Source organism: Phreatobacter aquiterrae, assembly GCF_053471285.1.
The window spans coordinates 211036-229903 of sequence record NZ_JBJPHW010000002.1; the positions used below are offsets into that span (position 1 = coordinate 211036).

17 protein-coding genes and 1 riboswitch are annotated in these 18868 nt (G+C 67.3%); of the genes, 6 read left to right on the forward strand and 11 right to left on the reverse strand.

What is annotated here, in order from left to right; genetic code table 11:
• Positions 1–9: 9 nt before the first annotated feature.
• The 3 genes from ACJ4V0_RS03515 to curA are packed head-to-tail and all read right to left on the reverse strand — an operon-like array spanning position 10 to position 1927.
• Positions 10–504 (reverse strand): aldolase/citrate lyase family protein, encoded by a 495-nt coding sequence (locus ACJ4V0_RS03515; RefSeq protein ID WP_448298465.1) that lies wholly within the window; start codon positions 502–504, stop codon positions 10–12.
• The gene (locus tag ACJ4V0_RS03520) at positions 395–910 is read right to left on the reverse strand and encodes an aldolase/citrate lyase family protein (RefSeq protein ID WP_448298170.1); all 516 of its coding nucleotides are present in this window, start codon (positions 908–910) and stop codon (positions 395–397) included. Before ACJ4V0_RS03520 ends, ACJ4V0_RS03515 begins: the two co-directional genes overlap by 110 nt.
• Complete coding sequence (curA, locus tag ACJ4V0_RS03525; RefSeq protein ID WP_448298171.1) at positions 911–1927, reverse strand: NADPH-dependent curcumin/dihydrocurcumin reductase; 1017 nt, start codon at positions 1925–1927, stop codon at positions 911–913.
• 267 nt (positions 1928–2194) lie between these two features.
• Here curA and ACJ4V0_RS03530 point away from each other — a divergent pair, with 267 nt between their 5' ends.
• The 3 genes from ACJ4V0_RS03530 to ACJ4V0_RS03540 all read left to right on the forward strand — a co-directional run bounded on the left by ACJ4V0_RS03530 (position 2195) and on the right by ACJ4V0_RS03540 (position 5144).
• Positions 2195–3223, forward strand: a complete 1029-nt coding sequence (locus ACJ4V0_RS03530; protein ID WP_448298172.1) for an SbmA/BacA-like family transporter — start codon at positions 2195–2197, stop codon at positions 3221–3223.
• Between the two features lie 495 nt (positions 3224–3718).
• Positions 3719–4897, forward strand: a complete 1179-nt coding sequence (locus ACJ4V0_RS03535) for a DEAD/DEAH box helicase (protein ID WP_448298173.1) — start codon at positions 3719–3721, stop codon at positions 4895–4897.
• A 37-nt stretch (positions 4898–4934) separates the two neighbouring features.
• A complete protein-coding gene (locus tag ACJ4V0_RS03540; RefSeq protein ID WP_293421579.1) occupies positions 4935–5144 on the forward strand; it encodes a cold-shock protein in 210 nt (69 codons plus the stop codon).
• Between the two features lie 86 nt (positions 5145–5230).
• Here the strand turns inward: ACJ4V0_RS03540 and ACJ4V0_RS03545 are convergent, their stop codons facing one another.
• From ACJ4V0_RS03545 to ileS, 3 genes are all read right to left on the reverse strand, one after another.
• The gene (locus ACJ4V0_RS03545) at positions 5231–5656 is read right to left on the reverse strand and encodes a hypothetical protein (protein WP_448298174.1); all 426 of its coding nucleotides are present in this window, start codon (positions 5654–5656) and stop codon (positions 5231–5233) included.
• 103 nt (positions 5657–5759) lie between these two features.
• Positions 5760–6119: a hypothetical protein gene (locus ACJ4V0_RS03550; protein ID WP_448298175.1), complete on the reverse strand. Its 360-nt coding sequence runs from the start codon at positions 6117–6119 to the stop codon at positions 5760–5762.
• 303 nt (positions 6120–6422) lie between these two features.
• Complete coding sequence (gene ileS / locus ACJ4V0_RS03555) at positions 6423–9440, reverse strand: isoleucine--tRNA ligase (RefSeq protein ID WP_448298176.1); 3018 nt, start codon at positions 9438–9440, stop codon at positions 6423–6425.
• 260 nt (positions 9441–9700) lie between these two features.
• On the opposite strand from ileS, the gene ACJ4V0_RS03560 reads away from it, so the two are divergent.
• Positions 9701–10093: a hypothetical protein gene (locus ACJ4V0_RS03560; RefSeq protein WP_448298177.1), complete on the forward strand. Its 393-nt coding sequence runs from the start codon at positions 9701–9703 to the stop codon at positions 10091–10093.
• Between the two features lie 70 nt (positions 10094–10163).
• Here the strand turns inward: ACJ4V0_RS03560 and gcvPB are convergent, their stop codons facing one another.
• The 5 genes from gcvPB to ACJ4V0_RS03585 all read right to left on the reverse strand — a co-directional run bounded on the left by gcvPB (position 10164) and on the right by ACJ4V0_RS03585 (position 16195).
• Positions 10164–11738, reverse strand: a complete 1575-nt coding sequence (gene gcvPB, locus ACJ4V0_RS03565) for an aminomethyl-transferring glycine dehydrogenase subunit GcvPB (protein WP_448298178.1) — start codon at positions 11736–11738, stop codon at positions 10164–10166.
• A gap of 346 nt (positions 11739–12084) precedes the next feature.
• On the reverse strand, positions 12085–13440 hold the full coding sequence (gcvPA, locus tag ACJ4V0_RS03570; protein ID WP_448298179.1) for an aminomethyl-transferring glycine dehydrogenase subunit GcvPA: 1356 nt from the start codon (positions 13438–13440) through the stop codon (positions 12085–12087).
• Positions 13441–13601: 161 nt separating this feature from the next.
• The gene (gene gcvH / locus ACJ4V0_RS03575; RefSeq protein WP_448298180.1) at positions 13602–13976 is read right to left on the reverse strand and encodes a glycine cleavage system protein GcvH; all 375 of its coding nucleotides are present in this window, start codon (positions 13974–13976) and stop codon (positions 13602–13604) included.
• Positions 13977–14007: 31 nt separating this feature from the next.
• On the reverse strand, positions 14008–15153 hold the full coding sequence (gene gcvT / locus ACJ4V0_RS03580; RefSeq protein ID WP_448298181.1) for a glycine cleavage system aminomethyltransferase GcvT: 1146 nt from the start codon (positions 15151–15153) through the stop codon (positions 14008–14010).
• Positions 15154–15356: 203 nt separating this feature from the next.
• Positions 15357–15462, reverse strand: a riboswitch (glycine riboswitch).
• 82 nt (positions 15463–15544) lie between these two features.
• A complete protein-coding gene (locus tag ACJ4V0_RS03585) occupies positions 15545–16195 on the reverse strand; it encodes a hypothetical protein (protein WP_448298182.1) in 651 nt (216 codons plus the stop codon).
• 224 nt (positions 16196–16419) lie between these two features.
• On the opposite strand from ACJ4V0_RS03585, the gene ACJ4V0_RS03590 reads away from it, so the two are divergent.
• Positions 16420–17601 carry a pyridoxal phosphate-dependent aminotransferase gene (locus ACJ4V0_RS03590; protein ID WP_448298183.1) on the forward strand — a complete coding sequence of 394 codons (1182 nt, stop codon included), beginning with the start codon at positions 16420–16422 and terminating at the stop codon, positions 17599–17601.
• A 77-nt stretch (positions 17602–17678) separates the two neighbouring features.
• Entirely contained in the window at positions 17679–18866 is a 1188-nt protein-coding gene (locus tag ACJ4V0_RS03595) for a sensor histidine kinase (RefSeq protein ID WP_448298184.1), read from the forward strand.
• Positions 18867–18868 lie beyond the last annotated feature (2 nt).

Genomic DNA, 18868 nt, shown 5'->3' on the forward strand with positions numbered 1-18868 from the left:
CGCCGCGTTCTACCGGTCGAGCGCCGCGAAGGCCTCGGCCCGAGCGATGAGCCGGCGGGCGGCGTTGACCGTCGGCACCTCGACGAGGTGACCGTCGATCTCGCAGCGCTCGGCACCACGGGAGCGCGCCTCATTGAAGGCGGCAACGAGCCGGCGCGCGGCGGCAACATCGGCCTCTGACGGCGTCAGAAGCCGGTTGACCAGGGCAACCTGATCCGCCGAGACGATCGACTTGGCCTTGAAGCCGCGCCGCCGCGCCCACAGCAGGTCGGCCTCCGCATGGGCGAGGCTTGAGAAGGTGAAGGGACAGTCGATCGCGACCACGCCTGCCGCGACACATTCGATGAGGAAGCGTTCGCGAACCGCCGCGATCTCCGCGCCATCGAGACTGCGCTCAGCGCCGAGATCGGCCACCATGTCTTCCGACGCGACAAGCGCCGCCGTCACGCGCGGGCTGGCAGCGACGATGGCCGCGGTGCGCACGAGGCCTGCCGCCGTCTCGATGTTCGGTACAATCTCCGTGGACCCGGCGGGCAGGCCGAGCGCGCTCTCCTGTGCGGTGATGGCTTTCGTCGAGCGCCGCCACCTGGTCCGGGCTCGCCACCTTGGACATCATGACGATGTCAGGCGCGCCCTGCATGGCGCCTGCGAGATCGTCGCGGCCGCAGGTCTCGAGGGGATTGATGCGGGCGGCGGCGAGCCATCCCGCCTGCCGCCATGCGGCGAAGACCTCAGGCGAGAGACGACGGGCCTCGGGCCTCATGTCCGGCGGCGTGAAGTCCTCGAGTTCCTGGATCAGAACGTCGGCTCCCAGGCTCCCGGCTGCCAGCAAACGCTGGCGCGCCGCGCCCGGCAGGAACAGCCAGGAGCGGCGCAGGGGCGCCGGGCGCCTTGGTCCGCCGACGGGCACTCAGCTCACCTTGACGACGAGCTTGCCGAAGTTCCGACCCTTCAGAAGGCCGATGAAGGCCTCGGGGGCCTTGTCCAGCCCGTCGACGATGTCCTCGCGGTACTTCACCTTGCCCTCCGCGATCCACTGGCTCATGTCGGTGAAGAAGGCCTTCGACTGGTCGGCGAAGTCACGGACGATGAAACCGCGGAAGTTCAGGCGCTTGGTCAGCACGTCGCGCATGAGGAGCGGCAGCCGGTCCGGGCCATCGGGGAGCGACGTCGCGTTGTACTGGGCGATCAGGCCGCAGACCGGGATGCGGGCGAAGAAGTTCAGCAGCGGGAAGACGGCGTCGAAGACGTGGCCGCCGACGTTCTCGAAATAGACGTCGATACCGTCCGGGCAGGCGGCCTTCAAATCGGCGGCGAAGGTCGGCGAACGGTGGTCGAGACCGACGTCGAAGCCGAACTCCTCGGTCAGCGCCCGCACCTTGTCGGCGCCGCCCGCAATACCCACGGCCCGCGCCCCCTTGATCTTCGCAATCTGGCCGACCGCCGAGCCCACCGGCCCCGTCGCCGCGGCGACAACCACGGTCTCGCCGGGCTTCGGCTGGCCGATGGTGAGGAGGCCCGTATAGGCGGTCATGCCGGGCATGCCGAGCACGCCCACGGCGGTGGAAATCGGGCCTGCGGTCGGATCGACCTTGCGCAGGTCCTTCGCATCGGCAATGGCGTGGCTCTGCCAGCCGGAATGCGACAGCACGATGTCACCGGGGCGGAACCGATCACTGTTGGAGGCGACGACCTCGCCGACCGTGCCGCCCTCCATCAACCCGCCGACTGGCACCGGGGCGGCATAGGACTTCGCGTCGTTCATCCGCCCGCGCATGTAGGGGTCGAGCGAGAGATAGCGGATCCTGAGCAACACCTGATCCGGCCCTGGATCGGCCAGCGACGTATCGACAATCGAGAAATTCGCGGCGGTCGGTTCGCCGTGAGGACGGCTGGCGAGAAGAACCTGGCGGCTGGTGGTCGGCATGGGGGCCTCCTGATGGACGTGCGGGTTGGCGCGCGCGAGGCCCGTATCAGTAGTGGCCCCGGCCCCGAGCGGCAATCGCCGGTCCGGCGGGGCAGCGCAGCCATCCGGAGATGGCCTCATGGCGCGTGCATCGCGCTCGCCTAGACTGGTTCCATGAGCGAAGACGCCAGAACAATGCCGCCGGACCCGACCCCGTCTCCCGAAACGATCAGCCCCCTGCCCTTTTTCCCGCTGGCCCGCGGTTTCTGGCGCGGCCGGACCGCCGCCATGGCATGGACGTTGTCCGCCAGCCTGCTCGCGCTGGTGGTGGTCAATGTCACCATCCAGGTGCTGATCACCCGCTGGCACGCGAGCTTCTTCAACGCTCTCGAGCAGCGTCATGCCGACCGGCTGATCGCGGGCATCAGCCAGTTGGCGATCCTGGCGCTGTCGGCCGCCCTGATCGCCGCCCTCACCATCTGGCTGCGCATGCGTCTGCAGATCGCCTGGCGCGGCTGGCTGTCGGAAAAGCTGATCGCCATGTGGCTGCGCCGGCAGCGCTTCGCCCGCCTGCCGAGGGTTGCCCCGCAGGTCGATGCGCCCGAGTTCCGCATCGCCCAGGACGTCCAGGTCGCCATCGAGCCCCTGGTCGAGTTTGCCGTGGGGCTCGCCAATGCCCTGCTGTCGGCCACGGCCTTCATCACCATCCTCTGGACCGTCGGAGGCGCCATTACCCTGCCCATCGCAGGCGGCATCGCCATTCCCGGCTTCATGGTCTGGGTGGCGGTTGCCTACGCTATCCTGTCATCGGGCATGATCGCCGTGCTGGGCCGGCCTCTGATCCATGCCATCGAGCGCAAGAATGCCGCCGAAGCCGCCTTGCGCGGCAACATGGTCAAGGTTCGTGAAGAAGCAACCGCCATCGCCCGGGCCGGCGACGAAAAGACCAAGCAGAAGCTCCTCGTCGGGCTCATGCGCGGCGTCGTCTCGGCATGGTACGCGATCGCCGCCCTGCTGGCCAAGCTGACGATCCTCATCAACGCCAACGTCACGTTGATGCCTGTGGTGCCCCTGCTCGCCTGTGCGCCGCTCTATCTGAACAGTTCCATGCCGCTCGGCTCGATGATGCAGATCGCGGCCGCCTTCGTGCAGACCCAGTTCGCCTTCAACTGGTTCTTCGACAACTTCATCCGCATCGCCGACTGGGAAGCCTCGGCCCGCCGCGTCGTCGGCCTGAGGCTGGCCTTCGCGGATAGTGACCGTCCGGGCGTGGAGCCGATCGAGGGCACCGGGGAAGCGCCCTCAATGCGGTCATGATGAACGGCCGAGACCGGGCGGCGGCGCCCGCGCGGATCGCCGGCCGAGCGAGCGGTGAACCGGGGCGGAAGGCCTACCGCTGCACGCAAGTCTCCAGGGACGCCTGGATGCGGCGGGTGGCCGCACCGGTGTCAGGCCGTCGCAGCAGACGAAGGTTCGCGGGTCTTCTTGGGTAATTTTATCTTGATTCAAAGACTTTGCTGGATGTTTTCAGCAAGTCTTCGAACTATTAAGCATTGCGATAGACCTATTTTTGACAACCGGGCTTGACGGCGCGCCTGCTCTCGCCCATCTTTGTCGTCACCATCGTCGTGAATGCGCTGCGCCGCCTATGTTCGTAACCAGGCGTCGACAACCGGGTGTCCGGTGCGACAACTCCGTCTGGGCCGCCCGGCGCGCGGTTCGTGACTTTGAAACTGGAGGACGCGAACGCGCGTTTCCGGTCGGTTTGAAAGACTGCTCTTCTTGAACAATATGACTTTTGTGGAACTCGGCTTGGCCGAGCCGCTTCTGCGTTCCCTCCACGACGCAGGTTACACCACGCCGACGCCGATCCAGGCGAAGACGATCCCCCATCTCCTCGATGACCACGATCTGATCGGCATTGCGCAGACAGGCACGGGCAAGACCGCGGCCTTCGCGCTTCCCATCCTGCAGCACCTCTCGGAGGACAAGGTCCGGCCTCCGGCGAAGGGCGTCCGCGCCCTCATCCTGGCGCCGACGCGGGAGCTCGCGCTGCAGATCTTCGACAACGTCAAGCTCCTCTCGCGGCATCTCCAGCTGCGCCATGCCGTGATCTTCGGCGGGGTCGGACAGAACCCGCAGGTCGACGCCCTGTCGCGTGGCATCGACGTTCTCGTCGCAACGCCCGGCCGTCTTCTCGACCTGATCAACCAGGGCGGCCTGGTACGGCTCGACACGGTCACCCACCTCGTCCTCGACGAGGCTGACCGCATGCTCGACATGGGCTTCATCCGCGACGTGAAGAAGATTCTCGCCAAGCTGCCGCAGCAGCGCCAGTCGATGCTCTTCTCGGCCACCATGCCGACGGAGGTCGCCAAGCTCGCCCGCGACATGCTGTGGGAGCCCCTGCGCGTCGAGGTGACCCCCGAGACGGTCACGGTCGAAGCCATCGAACAGCACGTCTATCACGTCGGCACCTCGGACAAGCGGGGGCTTCTCGAGAAGCTCCTGGGCGATCCCGCCCTCGCCCGCGTGGTCGTCTTCACCCGCACCAAGCACGGCGCCAACAGGCTCGCCGGCCAGCTCGTGAAATCCGGCTTCTCGGCGGATGCGATCCACGGCAACAAGAGCCAGAACGCCCGCCAGCGTGCGCTCGCCGCGTTCAAGACCGGCGAGTGCCGCATCCTGGTGGCGACCGATCTGTTCGCCCGCGGCATCGATGTCGCGGAGGTGACCCACGTCATCAACTTCGACCTGCCGAACGAGCCGGAGAGCTATGTCCACCGCATCGGCCGCACCGGCCGCGCCGGACGGACGGGCATCGCCCTTGCGTTCTGCGATCCGAGTGAGCGCGGCCATCTCGCCGCGATCGAGAAGCTGACCCGCGTGCGGCTCGCCGTCGCCGGTTCTCCCATTCTGGCCCAGACGCGCGGCGACACCCGCGCGCCGGTGCCGCCCAAGCGTCATCAGCCCCGGCGACGGGCTGCCTGACAGACTCCCTCCACCGCCAAGCATCGAGGAGCATTCTATGGCGACCGGGACCGTTAAGTGGTTTAACCCCCAGAAGGGCTACGGCTTCATCCAGCCGTCCGACGGCGGCAAGGATGTGTTCGTGCACATCTCGGCCGTGCAGCGCGCCGGCCTGAACGACCTGCGCGAGGGTGAGCAGGTGTCGTACGAACTGGCGACCGACCGTCGTACCGGCAAGCAGTCGGCCGACGAACTCAAGCTGGCCTGATCGTCGCAAGCCGGGGAGACGCCGAAGGCTCAGGCCTTCGGCCCATTGACGTCAACCGTGGTGCCGCGCGCGGCACCGCGCAATCTTCAGTGCACCGTGGCGGTGGCGCCAGCCAGCCCGGAACCGATCTGTTCGAGGACAACGATTTCGGGATCTTCTCCTTCCGAAGAGGGTGAGACAGACAGGACGAGGACGCCGGGCCGCCGCGCCGAGACGAATTTCGCCACGACCCGGGCCTGATCATAGGTGTCGAGGTAGTGGACATCCTCCGCCACCATGCGCGATCCCTTCTGAATGAAGGAAACGACGGCGAAACGGGTCGTCGGTTCGAATTCGGGCGCCCCGTCGGCGGAGGGGGAATTGGCGCGCTGGGCCATTGCCAGCTCCCACAGGTGATTCGCCACCATCGCACGGCGACTGCGCGTGCGGATCGGGCTTTGCCCCCACGTGTTCTCGCTTAAGGACAATACCGGGTGGTGCGGACGGCGCATCCTGCACCGCGCACAACCCATGCGCGTATCCTGGCGTTCGGCTGAACGGCTATGGCCCGGCACAGCACGCGCCGGGCCATTCCTCGTCAGACGGATCGCCGGAACCGGCCGTGGTGGTGTTCCCTCAGCACTTGCCGAAGGTCTTCTCCAGGATGACGTTGCCGGCGATGCTGACGGTGACGCGCACGCCCGTGGGAATACCCCAGGTGGTGCAGATGCTCAGGCAGGCCTGTGCCGCCGTGCCGTTGGGAAACACCGGCGGGATCGGAAAGCAGAACTTGCCGAGTCCGAGCGGAAGCTCAAGACAGATCTTGCCACCGTCGACCACCACGTTGATGCAGCTGGCGGCGATGCGCAGATGCCCGTCGTCAGACAGGCTGATGACGCGGCTGCTCTCCTCGAACCGCGGCTGGTCGTAGATGCTCCGGGCCGTTTCCAGGGCCGAAGCGATCGCCTTCTCATCGAACTTGTGGAACGTCGCCATCATGCTGCTCCTTCCGGGGTTGAGCCGTCCGCCCACCGGAACTCGCGTCACGCGAGGCGTGGGGTCGGCCACAACCCGAATACCAGGAGGGCGACGCATATTCTATTTAGGGTTGTATCTGATGCAAAATACACTCAATGGGTACATCATGACCGATTGCACCCGACGCTGCCTTCTCGCTCGGAGCTGGCTCTGCCGGAGAATACGGCGGCCGTTGACGAGCCTCCGCAGCCGTCGGGGCTCTGCGTCAAGCCCGCCAGGCGAGACAAAGAGACGCCCGCACACGGGCGCCTCTTCGAGGGCTCACATCACGTGGCGCTGCTTCCACTCGCGCATGGCGGCGGCATCGCGCGGGGTGATGTCCGGGAAGTCGGGATCGGCCGTGGCAGGGTCGAAGTACTTCCAGGAGCGGGCGCATTTGATGCCCTCTGCCCTGGCCGGAACCACTGCGACGCCCCTGATGTCGTCGGCGCGGTAGGCATCGGCGGGGCCTTCGCCCGACACGACGCTGGCGCCGGAGGTGATCGCCACCTCGGCGAGGTCGATCCCATCGAGAGCCGCCAGCAGATCGGCATCGCCGATATGGACGATCGGCGCCGCCTCAAGCGAGGATCCCATGCGCTTGGCGGCGCGCTCGAGTTCGAGCGCACCCGTGACGGCGCGGCGGACCTTCCTGACCTTCTCCCACTTCGCGTCGAGCGCCGTGTCGAGCCACCCGGCAGGCGCTTCGTAGAATCCGGCGAGATGAACCGAACCATCGCGGCCGTAGCGGTCCCACCAGGCCTCTTCGGCCGTAAACGACAGGATCGGCGCAAGCCAGGTCGACACCGCGCGGAAGATCTCCTCGATCACCGCCAGCGTCGCCTTGCGCTCGTGTGAGGAGACCGGATCGCAGTAGAGCCGGTCCTTACGGATGTCGAAATAGAAGGCCGAGAGGTCGACATTCATGAACTGCGTCAGCGCCGCGAAGACCTTCTTGTAGTCATAGTCGCGATAGGCGGCGTGGATCTCCGGCGTCAGTTCCGCGAGGCGGTGCAGCATCAGCCGCTCGAGCTCGGGCAGATCGCCCATCTCCGGCAGCTTCGTTCCGTCGTGGTGAGCCAGCGCGCCGAGCATCCAGCGGATGGTGTTGCGCAGCTTGCGGTAGGCGTCCGACGTCGTCTGCAGGATCTCCTTGCCGATCCTCAGGTCGTCCGAATAGTCGGAGGCCGCCACCCACAGCCGCAGGATATCGGCGCCGGACTGCTTGATGACGTCCTGCGGGGCGACCGTGTTGCCGAGCGACTTCGACATCTTGCGGCCCTCGCCGTCGAGGACGAAGCCGTGGGTGAGCACCACGTCATAGGGCGCGCGGCCGCGGGTCCCGCAGCTTTCCAAGAGCGAGGAATGGAACCAGCCGCGATGCTGGTCGGAGCCTTCGAGGTACATGACCGTGTCGGCGCCGCCGTCGACCTTGCGCTTCAGGCCCTCGAAGTTGGGGAAGTCCTGCGGGCGTTCCAGCGTGAAGGCGTGGGTCGAGCCGGAATCGAACCAGACGTCGAGGACGTCGTCGACCTTGTCGTAGTCCTCAGCCTGGTACTGCGGGCCGAGGAAGCGCTCCTTGGCGCCCGCCTTGAACCAGGCGTCGGCACCCTCCTGCCGGAAGGCCTCGTTGATACGCAGGTTCACCGCCTCGTCCCTGAGGACCTCGCCGCTCTCGCGATGGACGAAGACGGCGATCGGCACGCCCCAGGCGCGCTGGCGCGACACCACCCAGTCCGGCCGGTTCTCGATCATGCCGCGGATGCGATTCTCGCCCGATTCCGGCACCCACTGCGTCTCGCCGATGGCCTTCAGCGCCCGCTGGCGCAGCGTCGTGCCGTCGTCATAGGGGCGGTCCATGGCGATGAACCACTGCGGCGTGTTGCGGAAGATGACCGGCTTCTTGGAGCGCCAGGAATGCGGATACTGGTGCTTCAGGCGGCCGCGCGCGATGAGACTGCCGGCAGCGACCAGCGCGTCGATGACGGCCTGGTTGGCGTCACCCTTGTCGCCCTTCTCGGTGATGACCTGGCGGCCCTCGAAGCCCGGCGCCTCCTTCGTGAAGCGGCCGTCGCCGTCGACGGTGTAGGGGATGCGGGTCTCGATGCCGCGCTCCGAAAGCACGCGCCCGTTGGCCATCCAGATCTCGAAGTCCTCGCGGCCGTGGCCGGGAGCGGTATGGACGAAGCCCGTTCCGGCGTCGTCGGTGACATGGTCGCCGTCGAGCAGGGGCACGTCGAAGCCGTAGCCGAGGCCCGCCAGCGGGTGACCGCAGGTGATACCGCCGAGGTCTTCGGCCGAGACGTCCGTCACAAGTTCGAAGCCCTCGACCTTGGCCTGTTTGAACACGCTCTCGGCCAGCGCCTTGGCGAGGATGTAGGTGTTGCCGACGCGCGCCCAGTTGTCGGCAGGCGAAGCCATGACACGGTAGAGGCCGTAGGCGATGCGGTTCGAATAGGAGATCGCCCGGTTGCCGGGGATCGTCCAGGGCGTGGTGGTCCAGATGACGACCTTTGAGCCGCGCAGCCGGTTGTTAAACTCGGACCGTGTAACGGATGTCCCATCTGGCCGCACTTCGGTCGTCCGAAGCACTGCATCGGTCACCGGGAACGCCGCCCAGATCATGTCGCTCTGGTGGTCGTGATACTCGACCTCGGCCTCGGCGAGGGCGGTCTTCTCCACCACCGACCACATGACCGGCTTCGAGCCGCGGTAGAGCTGGCCCGAATCCGCGAACTTCATGATTTCCTCGGCGATCTGCGCCTCGGCGTGGAAGGTCATGGTCTGGTAGGGGTTGGCCCAGTCGCCGACGACGCCGAGGCGCTTGAACTCCTCGCGCTGCACGTTCAGCCAGTGGGTGGCGAAGGCGCGGCATTCCTGGCGGAACTCGACGACCGGCACCTCGTCCTTGTTCTTGCCCTTCGCGCGGTATTCCTCCTCGATCTTCCACTCGATCGGCAGGCCGTGGCAGTCCCAGCCGGGCACGTAGTCCGAGTCGAAGCCGAGCATCTGCTGCGACTTCGTCACCATGTCCTTGAGGATCTTGTTGAGCGCATGGCCGATGTGGAGGTGGCCGTTGGCGTAGGGTGGGCCGTCATGCAGGACGAAGCGGTCCCTGCCCTTCGAGGCGCGGCGAAGGCGGCCGTAGAGGTCCATCTCCTCCCAGCTTTTCAGGATCTGCGGCTCCTTCTCCGGCAGGCCGGCGCGCATCGGGAACGGCGTCTCCGGAAGCAGCAGTGTCTTCGAATAGTCGAAGGCGTCGGGTGCCTGGGCAGCGGGGGTCTTGGTCTTGTCGGACATGGGATGATCGGCCGGGAAAGGCGGCGGCGGGCCGCGGATGTCGGATCGGGTGGAGCGGAACCCCGGACCTCCGAACGCGCGCGAGACGGCCCCGCTGCCTTCAGGAGGCCGGGCCGGTAATTCGCAAAGCGGTGCGGGCGGCGCGCATGGCGTCTCATACGGGGAACGCGGGCTGAAAGGCAAGGGCGGAGCGGCGACGCGCAAGGGAAACAGAGAACCTTCAGAAGGTCTCAGATCCTCTCCCACCGCCGTGGCCCACCATGATCCGCAACATCGTTCTGTTCCTGCTCGTGCTCGCTGCCGGACCGTCCGGCGCCGGGACCGAGCCGAGCCTGCGGACGCTTCCCCAGACCATGCACGGGACCTGGGGCTATAACGCCGAAGCCTGTGTCAATCCGGCGGATGACGGGCGCGCGCTGGTGGAACCGCGGGCCGTGACCTTCTTCGCCTCCCATTGCAGCCTGACCCGCTTCCGGCGGAGCCACGACGGCTCCGTGACCGGCTCCGGCCGCTGCCGCGACGAGGGCGAAACCGCCGTGGAGCCCGGCCGCGTCCGGTTCCGGCTCGAAAGCGGCGACCGCCTCGTTATCGCTGTCGACGACGGCGAGGGCCACACCTATGAGCGCTGCGAGCGGCCCCTGCCCGTCCGCTAGGCGCGTCAAGCGACGAGGCCCGGCGCAGGGCCGGGCATCGGGGACGTCAGTGAGACGTGGCGAAGACGGATTACTCCGCCGCCTCCTTGAAGGGCTCGGGCTTCGTCCAGCGCAGGATCGGGGTGCGGGCGGCGCGCGTCTCGTCGAGGCGGCGGCGCGGCGCGTGGTAGGGCGCACCCTTGAACCGGTCCACCTCGCCGCGCTTCGCGGACATGGCGAGGTCGCGCAGCGTCGCAATGAACAGGTCGAGGGAGGCCTTGGACTCGCTCTCCGTCGGCTCGATCAGCATGGCGCCGTGGACGACCAGCGGGAAATACATGGTCATCGGGTGGTAGCCCTCGTCGATCATCGCCTTGGCGAAGTCGAGGGTGGAGACGCCGGTGTTCTTCAGCCAGTCGTCGTCGAACAGCGCCTCGTGCATGCAGGGCTGGTTGCCGAAGGGCAGGCTCATCAGGTCGGCGAGCGAGGCGCGGATGTAGTTGGCGTTGAGCACGGCGTCCTCAGACGCCAGCTTCATGCCGTCGGCGCCGTGGCTGAGCATGTAGGCGAGCGCGCGGACGAACATGCCCATCTGGCCGTGGAAGGCCGACATGCGGCCGAAGGGCTGTTCGCCCTTGTCCAGTTTACCGCCCTCCTCCACCAGCGCGTAGCCCTTGCCGACGCGGATGAAAGGATAGGGCACGAAGGCCGCAAGGCGCTCCGACAGCACGACAGGACCGGCGCCCGGACCGCCGCCGCCATGCGGCGTCGAGAAGGTCTTGTGCAGGTTGATGTGCATGGCGTCGACGCCGAGATCGCCCGGCCGGGCCTTGCCGACGATGGCGTTGAAGTTGGCCCCGTCGCAGTAGAAGTAGGAGCCGTTGGCGTGGATCGCCCTGGCGATCTCGACGATCTCCTTCTCGAAGATGCCGCAGGTGTTCGGGTTGGTCAGCATGATCGCGGCCACGTCGGGCGCCAGCGCGGCCCTGACGTCCGCCACATGGACGGTGCCGTCGACGTTGGCGGGAACGGAGCGCACCTCGAAGCCGATCAGGGCGGCGGTCGCCGGATTGGTGCCGTGGGCGGATTCCGGCACCAGCACGATCTTGCGATGGCCCTCGCCCTTGGCCTCCAGCGCGGCCTTGATCGCCATCATCCCGCAAAGTTCGCCATGGGCGCCCGCCTTCGGGCTCATGGCGACGGCCGGCATGCCGGTCAGTTCCTTCAGGTAGTGCGCCAGCGTGTCGATGAGTTGCAGCGCGCCCTGCACGGTGGAGGCCGGCTGGAGGGGATGGATGTCGCCGAAGCCGGGCAGCCGCGCCATCTTCTCGTTCAGGCGGGCATTGTGCTTCATCGTACAGGAGCCGAGCGGGAAGAGCCCGGTGTCGATGCCGAAGTTCTTGGAGGACAGGCGCACGTAATGGCGCATCACCTCTGGTTCGGTCAGGCCCGGCAAGCCGATCGGTTCGGAGCGTGCCAGTTTTCCAAGACGCGACTTCACCTTTTTCGGTTCGGGCATATCGACGCCGGTGACCTCGGTGCGGCCGATCTCGAAGATCAGTGCTTCCTCGATCTGCAGCGCCCTGTTGCCGGTGAAGGTCGGATGGGCGGAGGACGAATTGGCCTCGCCGGCGGCGGTGGGACGGCCCTGGTTGTTCATGGACATCAGACAGCCTCTTGTGAACGCGCAAAGAAAACGTGGAATGCGAACCTCTTAATGCGCCCAACAAAGTGTTGAGCCAGATGAGAGGTCATTATCTGCTCGTTGTTTTTCGCAATCGAGATGCGGTTCAAGCGCCTCATTTCGTCCGAGCGACTGTCGTTTGAGAAGTAAGAGTTCAACTCTTGGAGTACCTGTTTGCATTCCATCGGAAGATCTGAGCAGTCAAGCGGAGCCAAGTGCTGGAGATATGCGTGAGATACGCGTTGTCTCAGTGGGGCTGAGGAACACAAAGCGTCCATGGCGTTCCACGTTCGTTCAAACGCGTGTCTGTAAGGGTTGCCAGCGCACATCACACGCTCCCCGCCAGCGCCGCCACGAAGGCGGCGCGGTCGTCGTCGGTGTTCACTTCGGTGTTGGCGACGAGGATGACGTCGGCCAGCGCCTTGTCCTTCGGCCAGAGGCGCGAGGCCGGAACGCCGGCGAGCACGCCCTTCTTCGCCATCTTCTCGACGACCTTCGCGGCATTGCCCGGCACGCGGATGGCGAACTCGTTGAAGAAGCTCTTGTTCAGGACGTCGACCTCGTCGAGGTCCGCCAGCCGGTCGGCAAGGTCGCAGGCGTTGGCGTGGTTGACGGCCGCGAGCTTCCGCAGGCCGGCCTCTCCCAGCAGCGTCATATGGATGGTGAAGGCGAGGCACATCAGGCCGGAATTGGTGCAGATGTTGGAGGTCGCCTTCTCGCGGCGGATGTGCTGCTCGCGAGTGGAGAGCGTCAGCACGAAGCCGCGCTTGCCCTCGGCGTCCACCGTCTCGCCGCACAGGCGGCCCGGCATCTGGCGGACATACTTCTGCTTGGTGGCGAAGAGGCCGACATAGGGTCCGCCGAAGTTGAGGCCGACGCCGATCGACTGGCCCTCGGCGACGACGATGTCGGCGCCCATCTGGCCGGGCGCGGTGACGGCGCCGAGCGACACCACCTCGGTGACCACGGCGATGAGCAGCGCGCCGGCGTCCTGCGCCTTCTTCGCGATGGCGGTCAGGTCATGGAGGTTGCCGAAGACGTCGGGCGTCTGAATGACGACGCAGGAGGTCTCGGCGTCGATGGCGGCGGCGACCGCCTTGAGGTCCGCGCCGGCATCGACAGGATTGGGCTGGAGGCAGACCAACTCGTCGCCCGCCATGCGCGACAGCGTTTCAATCGTGTCGCGGTAATGCGGGTGCAGGTTGCCGGCGAGGACGGCCTTGCGCCGCTTGGTGACGCGGTGGGCCATGAGCACGGCCTCGGCCGCGCCCGTGGAGCCGTCATACATGGAGGCGTTCGCCACCTCCATGCCGGTGAGGAGCGCCACCTGGGTCTGGAACTCGAACAGGTACTGCAGCGTGCCCTGGGCGATCTCCGGCTGGTAGGGGGTATAGCTGGTCAGGAACTCCGACCGCTGGATGAGATGGTCCACCGAGGCCGGCACATGGTGCTTGTAGGCCCCTGCCCCGACGAAGAAGGGCACCTCGGAGGCGGAGATGTTCTCCGCCGCCATGGCGCCCATGATGCGCTCGACCTCAAGTTCGCCCTTGGCGCGCGGCAGGTCGGTCAGCCCTTTCAGGAGTTGGGCCTTCGGCACATTGGCGAAGAGGTCGTCGACCGATGCAGCGCCGATCTTGGCCAGCATATCGGTGCGGTCCTGGGGCGTCAGCGGGAGGTAGCGCATGGAAGGCTCCACTGACCCTCCCCCACTACGGGAGAGGGTGCCCGTGTCGGCGGGCGAATGAGAGGTCGGCGGGGCGCGAGGCCCTGTGGGGTATGCTGCGGCGAGACTCCTCGTCCCGCCCGGCGACACCCTCTCCCCTACCAGGAGAGGGCGGTTTCGGCTCACAACGTGTCGAGGAAGGCCTTGTACGCGGCCTCGTCCATGAGCTCGTCGAGCTCGGCGGGATTGGCGATCTTCACTTTGAAGAACCAGCCCTTGCCCGCGGGATCGTCGTTGACGGTGGCGGGAGCGCCCTCGAGATCCGGGTTCGCCTCGACCACCTGGCCGGAGACCGGTGAGTAGATGTCGGAGGCGGCCTTGACGCTCTCGACGACGGCGGCGCTGTCGCCCTTCTTGACGGCCTTGCCGGCGGCAGGAAGCTCGACGAACACGACGTCGCCGAGCTGCTCCTGCGCATAGTGGGAGATGCCCACCGTGCCGGTGTCGCCGTCGATGCGGATGTATTCGTGGTCCTTGGTGTATTTGACGGTGGCCATGATGGGGTCCCCTGGAGGCTTGCTGTGGGTCTCAGCCGCGGAAATAGCGATGCGGCGCGAAGGGCATGGTGACGATTTTCGCCGGCAGGTCCTTGCCGCGCACCTCGAGAAGGACGGGCGTGCCGGGCTCGGCGAAGCGGCGGTTCACATAGCCCATGGCGAGCGGGCCGTTGATGGTGGGGCCGAAGCCGCCGGAGGTGACGGCGCCGATCGGCTGGCCGTCGGCGGACTTCACCACCGTCCCCTCGCGGGCCGGAGCGCGGCCGTCGGGCAGGATGCCGACGCGCAGGCGCGGCGCACCCTCGGCCAGATCCTTCTGGACGCGCGCGGCGCCGGGAAAGCCACCCTCGGCGCGGCGGCGCTTCTGGATCGACCAGGTCAGCCCCGCCTCGACCGGCGAGGTGGTCGTGCCGATGTCGTGGCCGTAGAGGCAGAGACCGGCTTCCAGGCGGAGCGAGTCGCGGGCGCCGAGACCGATCGGCTTGACGCGTGCATCGGTCAGCAGCTTCTCCGTCAGCGCGACGGCGTCGGCGCTCTTCACGGAAATCTCGACGCCGTCCTCGCCGGTGTAGCCGGTGCGCGAGACATGGGCCCAGATGCCGCCGAGCGGCAGGTCGAGGGAGGTCATGAACTTGAGGCCGGCGACCTCCGGTCCGAGCGACGCCACGGCGGCGACCGCCTTCGGTCCCTGCACCGCGATCAGCGCGAGGTCGTCGGCGACCTTCAGGGTAACGCCGGCCGGCAGATGCCCCCTCATGTGGGCGTAGTCGGCATCCTTGCAGGCCGCATTGACGACCAGATAGATCCAGTGCTCGTGGCCGGGATGGCCGAGGCGGGTGATCATCAGGTCGTCGAGAATGCCGCCCTCGGCATTGGTGAACTGCGAATAGCGCTGCTGGCCGGGCTTCAGGGCGAGGACATCCGCCGGGACCAGCTTCTCGAGCGCCGCCGCGGCCGTTTCGAACGGGCCGTCCTCCGGAATGAGGAAGCACTGGCCCATGTGGCTGACGTCGAACAGGCCGGCATGCTCGCGCGTCCAATTGTGCTCGGTCAGCACGCCGGTCGGATACTGCACCGGCATGTCGTAGCCGGCGAAGGGCACCATCTTGGCGCCGAGCGCGACATGCAGGGCATGAAGCGGGGTCTTCAGCAAGGGTCCGGTCGGGGTCTCGCCCATGGGTCCTGCACTCCGGCGCGCAAACGCGTCCGGGCCAGCCGAACACGTCCGAAACGCGGGCTTGTCGCCCGCTCGCGCCCCTCTGTCGCAGGACCTGAGAGATTCACCTTAGGCTCGGTCTGAGCCGGCACCCGCAAGCGGATGCCGTCGGCTTACTCCGTCGGTGGGCCGGGATTGGACCTCCGGCCGCTTTCCAGAATGCCATTCCACCGGCGGTCCTTTTTGCCTGAGAGGTTCCGGGGCCGTTGCTCCTTCGGCGCCGGGGGATCCCATCATGTAAGACCACCCGGACTCTCCCGCCGGGTTCATATGGCACGCCTTGGCAATGGCGGTTGCGTGCGGCGAAGTCAAGGCGAGCCTGTGGGCAGGCTGCCCGAAGGTCAGGCAGGCCTCAGCGCTGCGCCGTCCGCGCGCGACCACGCCGGGGGCGGTCGGGCTGGGGCGCCTGATTGTCGAAGCCGACGAAGACGATGTAGGTCGCGAGGTCGCCCGGCTCCGGCAGCGGGAAGGACACCTGATCCTCCACCTGCGTGAAAGCGACGTTGGGCGAGCCGGCCGGAATGTCGATCGGCACCTGGTAGAGGCGGGTCCAGACCGGCGTGGACAGGCCCTTGGTGACCGCGATGCGGATGGGCAGGTTCACCCGCCCGCCGTCACCCTTCGGTCCAACCAGCACGCGCCCCTCGATGCCAACACGGATGGTCATCGTCTGGCCGTCGATGCGGCATTCGCGCGCGAGATCGGTGATGGTTCCCTGGTAGCGAAGCTCGGTCGGCCCCTCGCCGCCCTGCCGCCAGACGGCCGAGCCGTCGCGGATCTCGACGCGCGGGCAGAGGTTGGCGTGCAGCGCCTGCTGGCCCTCGGGAACCGGCTGACCAAACAGGGTGTTGTGGACGGGCGAGCCGACGCCGGGCGCCGGCTGCGCCGCGGCGGGCTGTGTCGTCTGCTGCTGGCTGCCGCCGAAGAGATTGCCGCCGGTGCTGCCGCACGCCCCGAGCATGAGACCCGCCGCCAGGGCGGCCGTCACTTTCCCAATACGCACGCCATCATCCTCGGATTGCCTTCGCGATCGGCGCTTATAGCAACAGCCGTCGGGCGGAACAAAGGCCATGATGCTGTCGTCCACCGGCAGGCGACGGCGCGGTTCCATCGCGCCCGGTGATGGACAAGCCGCGTGAATTTCATGAGAAGCTCGCGCTCCGGCCGCTATGATTGGCGGAAATGCCCTCCGGGGCGCCGTGCCACCTGACCCCAGAGATTCGCCGCATGACCTCACCCCTCATCGCCTCGCTGCGCCCCGAAGCTGCGGGTGCTCCCGCCAGCGGCATCGTCGAACTCGCCAAGTATGCCCGCGGCGCCGGCGACGTCATCCAGCTTTGGGTCGGCGAGGGCGACATGGCGACGCCGTCCTTCATCTACGAGGCCGCGACGCGCTCGCTGGCCGCCGGCGAGACCACCTACACCTGGCAGCGCGGCATTCCCGAACTCCGCCAGGCCATCGCCACCTATGCATCCGACCTTTACGGCCGCGAACTCTCCCCCGAGCGGTTCTTCGTCTGCGGCTCGGGCATGCAGGCCATCCAGATCGCCATGACGATGGTCGCTGGCAGCGGCGACGAGGTCATCATCCCCTCGCCGACCTGGCCGAACGCCCCGGCTGCGGTGGGCCTGCGCGGCGCGACGCCGGTCTTCGTCGAACTCGACCACGGCAATCGCGGCTGGCAGATGGACCTTGAGAAGCTCGCGGCAGCCATCACGCCGAAGACCAAGGCGATGTTCATCAACACGCCATCCAACCCCACCGGCTGGACGGCAACGAAGGAGGAACTCGCCGCCATCCTCGCGCTCGCCCGCCGTCACGGATTGTGGATCATCGCCGACGAGATCTACACCCGCTTCGTGTGGACCGAGGGGTCGCCGCGGCGCGCGCCCTCCTTCCATGACGTGCGCGAGGACGGCGACCGCATCATCTGGGTCAACACCTTCTCGAAGAACTGGGCGATGACCGGCTGGCGCACCGGCTGGGTCGAGACCGATCCGGCGCTCGGCGACGTCGTCGAGAACCTGATCCAGTATTCGACGTCCGGCTCGCCGGTCTTCATCCAGCGCGCCTGCGTGGTGGCTCTGGAGCGCGGCGAGAGCTTCCTCGCCCATCAGGTGTCCAAGGCGCGCAAGGCCCGCGATATCATCTCGGCGGCGATCGAATCGACGGGCCGATGCCGCTTCTCGCGACCGGACGGGGCCTTCTACCTGTTCTTCGGCATCGACGGCGTCACCGACTCCAATGCCGCCGCGAAGCAGCTCGTCGACATCGCACGGGTCGGGCTTGCCCCGGGCAGCGCCTTCGGTCCCGGGGGTGAAGGGCATCTGCGGCTCTGCTACCTGCGTTCGCAAGACCAGATCGAACTGGCGGCGGAGCACCTCATGGCGGCCATTCCACGATTGTGAGACGCCCTGCGACGGTCTGACGCATCAGACCGTTGCGCTCCGGGTTTCTCCGTAGCATTGTTTACGGATGAGGCGGGTTGACGCAGGTCGGCTCGCGGCGTCCACGTGCTGCGGAGGCTGGCATCCAACAGATCGTCACACCGTTCACCAGCGTCTCCGAAGCGCGCCTGTCGCGTGTGCTCGACATGGCGGGCGACGGCATTGCCGTGCTCGACGCTGCAGCGACGATCCTCGTCTTCAACCGGGCCTGCGAGCTGATGTCGGGCTGGACCGCGCCCGAGGTCGCCGGGCGGCCGATCGACATGGTTCTTACCGGTCTGGAGGCCGAGGTCACGCAGCCAGTGGACGGGGCGACGCAAATGCGGCAGCGCATCGGTGCGCCGCAGGAGCTTCTGGCCCGGCACCGCGACGGCTCGCTGTATCCCGTCGAGGTGTCGGTCGCGGAAGCCGCGACGCCGGACGGAATCCAGTTCATCTGCATCCTGAGGGATCTCCGGTCACGCCGGGAGGCGGAGGAGCGGCTTGCGCTGCTGCGATCCGAATTGAACCACCTCGCCCGGGTGGCCGCGCTCGACCAGATGGGGTCGGCGCTCGCCCATGAGCTCAACCAGCCGCTGACCGCCATCTGTCTCTATCTGCAGGCCGCCGGGCGCCTCCTCACTGACGACGTCGCCGCGACAGCCTCGCCGGTGATCGCCAAGGCGAGGCGCGAGGCCGAACGGGCCGGCCAGATCATCAGCAGCATGCGCAGCTTCGTGGAGAAGCGGGTGCCCAGCCACGCGCCGGTCGCGCTCGATCCGCTGGTCGACGACGCCGTGGACCTGACATTGCTGGGACGCCGGTCGGCCATCCAGGTGACGCGACGGGCGCCGAAGAAGGACCTCATCGTTCACGCCGACGCAATCCAGGTGCAGCAGGTGGCGGTCAACCTGCTGCGCAATGCCCTCGACGCCGTCGAGGGCCAGGAGCGCGGCCGGATCGAGATCGTCACCAGGGCCGGAGACGGATGCGCGTGGTTCTCGGTGACGGACAGCGGCGCCGGAATTGCGGCGGACGCCATGGCTGATCTGTTTCGCCCGTTTGCGACATCGAAGCGGTCGGGTCTCGGCCTCGGCCTCGCCATCTCGCGAGCTATCGCGGAAAGCCATGGCGGGGTCATCCGGGTCGATCCGGGCGGCGGCGGCCGGGGCGCGACCTTCTCGCTGGTCCTGCCCCTCGCGGGGAGCGTGCCGGAAAGCCGCCAGGCGGCGGGCAAGGGAGTATGACG

Excerpts from the sequence above, each read along its gene's own strand:
- curA (WP_448298171.1), bottom strand. The coding sequence starts at position 1,927 with ATGCCGACCACCAGCCGCCAGGTTCTTCTCGCCAGCCGTCCTCACGGC.
- ACJ4V0_RS03530 (WP_448298172.1), top strand. The coding sequence starts at position 2,195 with ATGGCATGGACGTTGTCCGCCAGCCTGCTCGCGCTGGTGGTGGTCAAT.
- ACJ4V0_RS03540 (WP_293421579.1), top strand. The coding sequence starts at position 4,935 with ATGGCGACCGGGACCGTTAAGTGGTTTAACCCCCAGAAGGGCTACGGC.
- ACJ4V0_RS03545 (WP_448298174.1), bottom strand. The coding sequence starts at position 5,656 with ATGGGTTGTGCGCGGTGCAGGATGCGCCGTCCGCACCACCCGGTATTG.
- ACJ4V0_RS03550 (WP_448298175.1), bottom strand. The coding sequence starts at position 6,119 with ATGGCGACGTTCCACAAGTTCGATGAGAAGGCGATCGCTTCGGCCCTG.
- ileS (WP_448298176.1), bottom strand. The coding sequence starts at position 9,440 with ATGTCCGACAAGACCAAGACCCCCGCTGCCCAGGCACCCGACGCCTTC.
- ACJ4V0_RS03560 (WP_448298177.1), top strand. The coding sequence starts at position 9,701 with ATGATCCGCAACATCGTTCTGTTCCTGCTCGTGCTCGCTGCCGGACCG.
- gcvPB (WP_448298178.1), bottom strand. The coding sequence starts at position 11,738 with ATGTCCATGAACAACCAGGGCCGTCCCACCGCCGCCGGCGAGGCCAAT.
- gcvPA (WP_448298179.1), bottom strand. The coding sequence starts at position 13,440 with ATGCGCTACCTCCCGCTGACGCCCCAGGACCGCACCGATATGCTGGCC.
- gcvH (WP_448298180.1), bottom strand. The coding sequence starts at position 13,976 with ATGGCCACCGTCAAATACACCAAGGACCACGAATACATCCGCATCGAC.
- gcvT (WP_448298181.1), bottom strand. The coding sequence starts at position 15,153 with ATGGGCGAGACCCCGACCGGACCCTTGCTGAAGACCCCGCTTCATGCC.
- ACJ4V0_RS03590 (WP_448298183.1), top strand. The coding sequence starts at position 16,420 with ATGACCTCACCCCTCATCGCCTCGCTGCGCCCCGAAGCTGCGGGTGCT.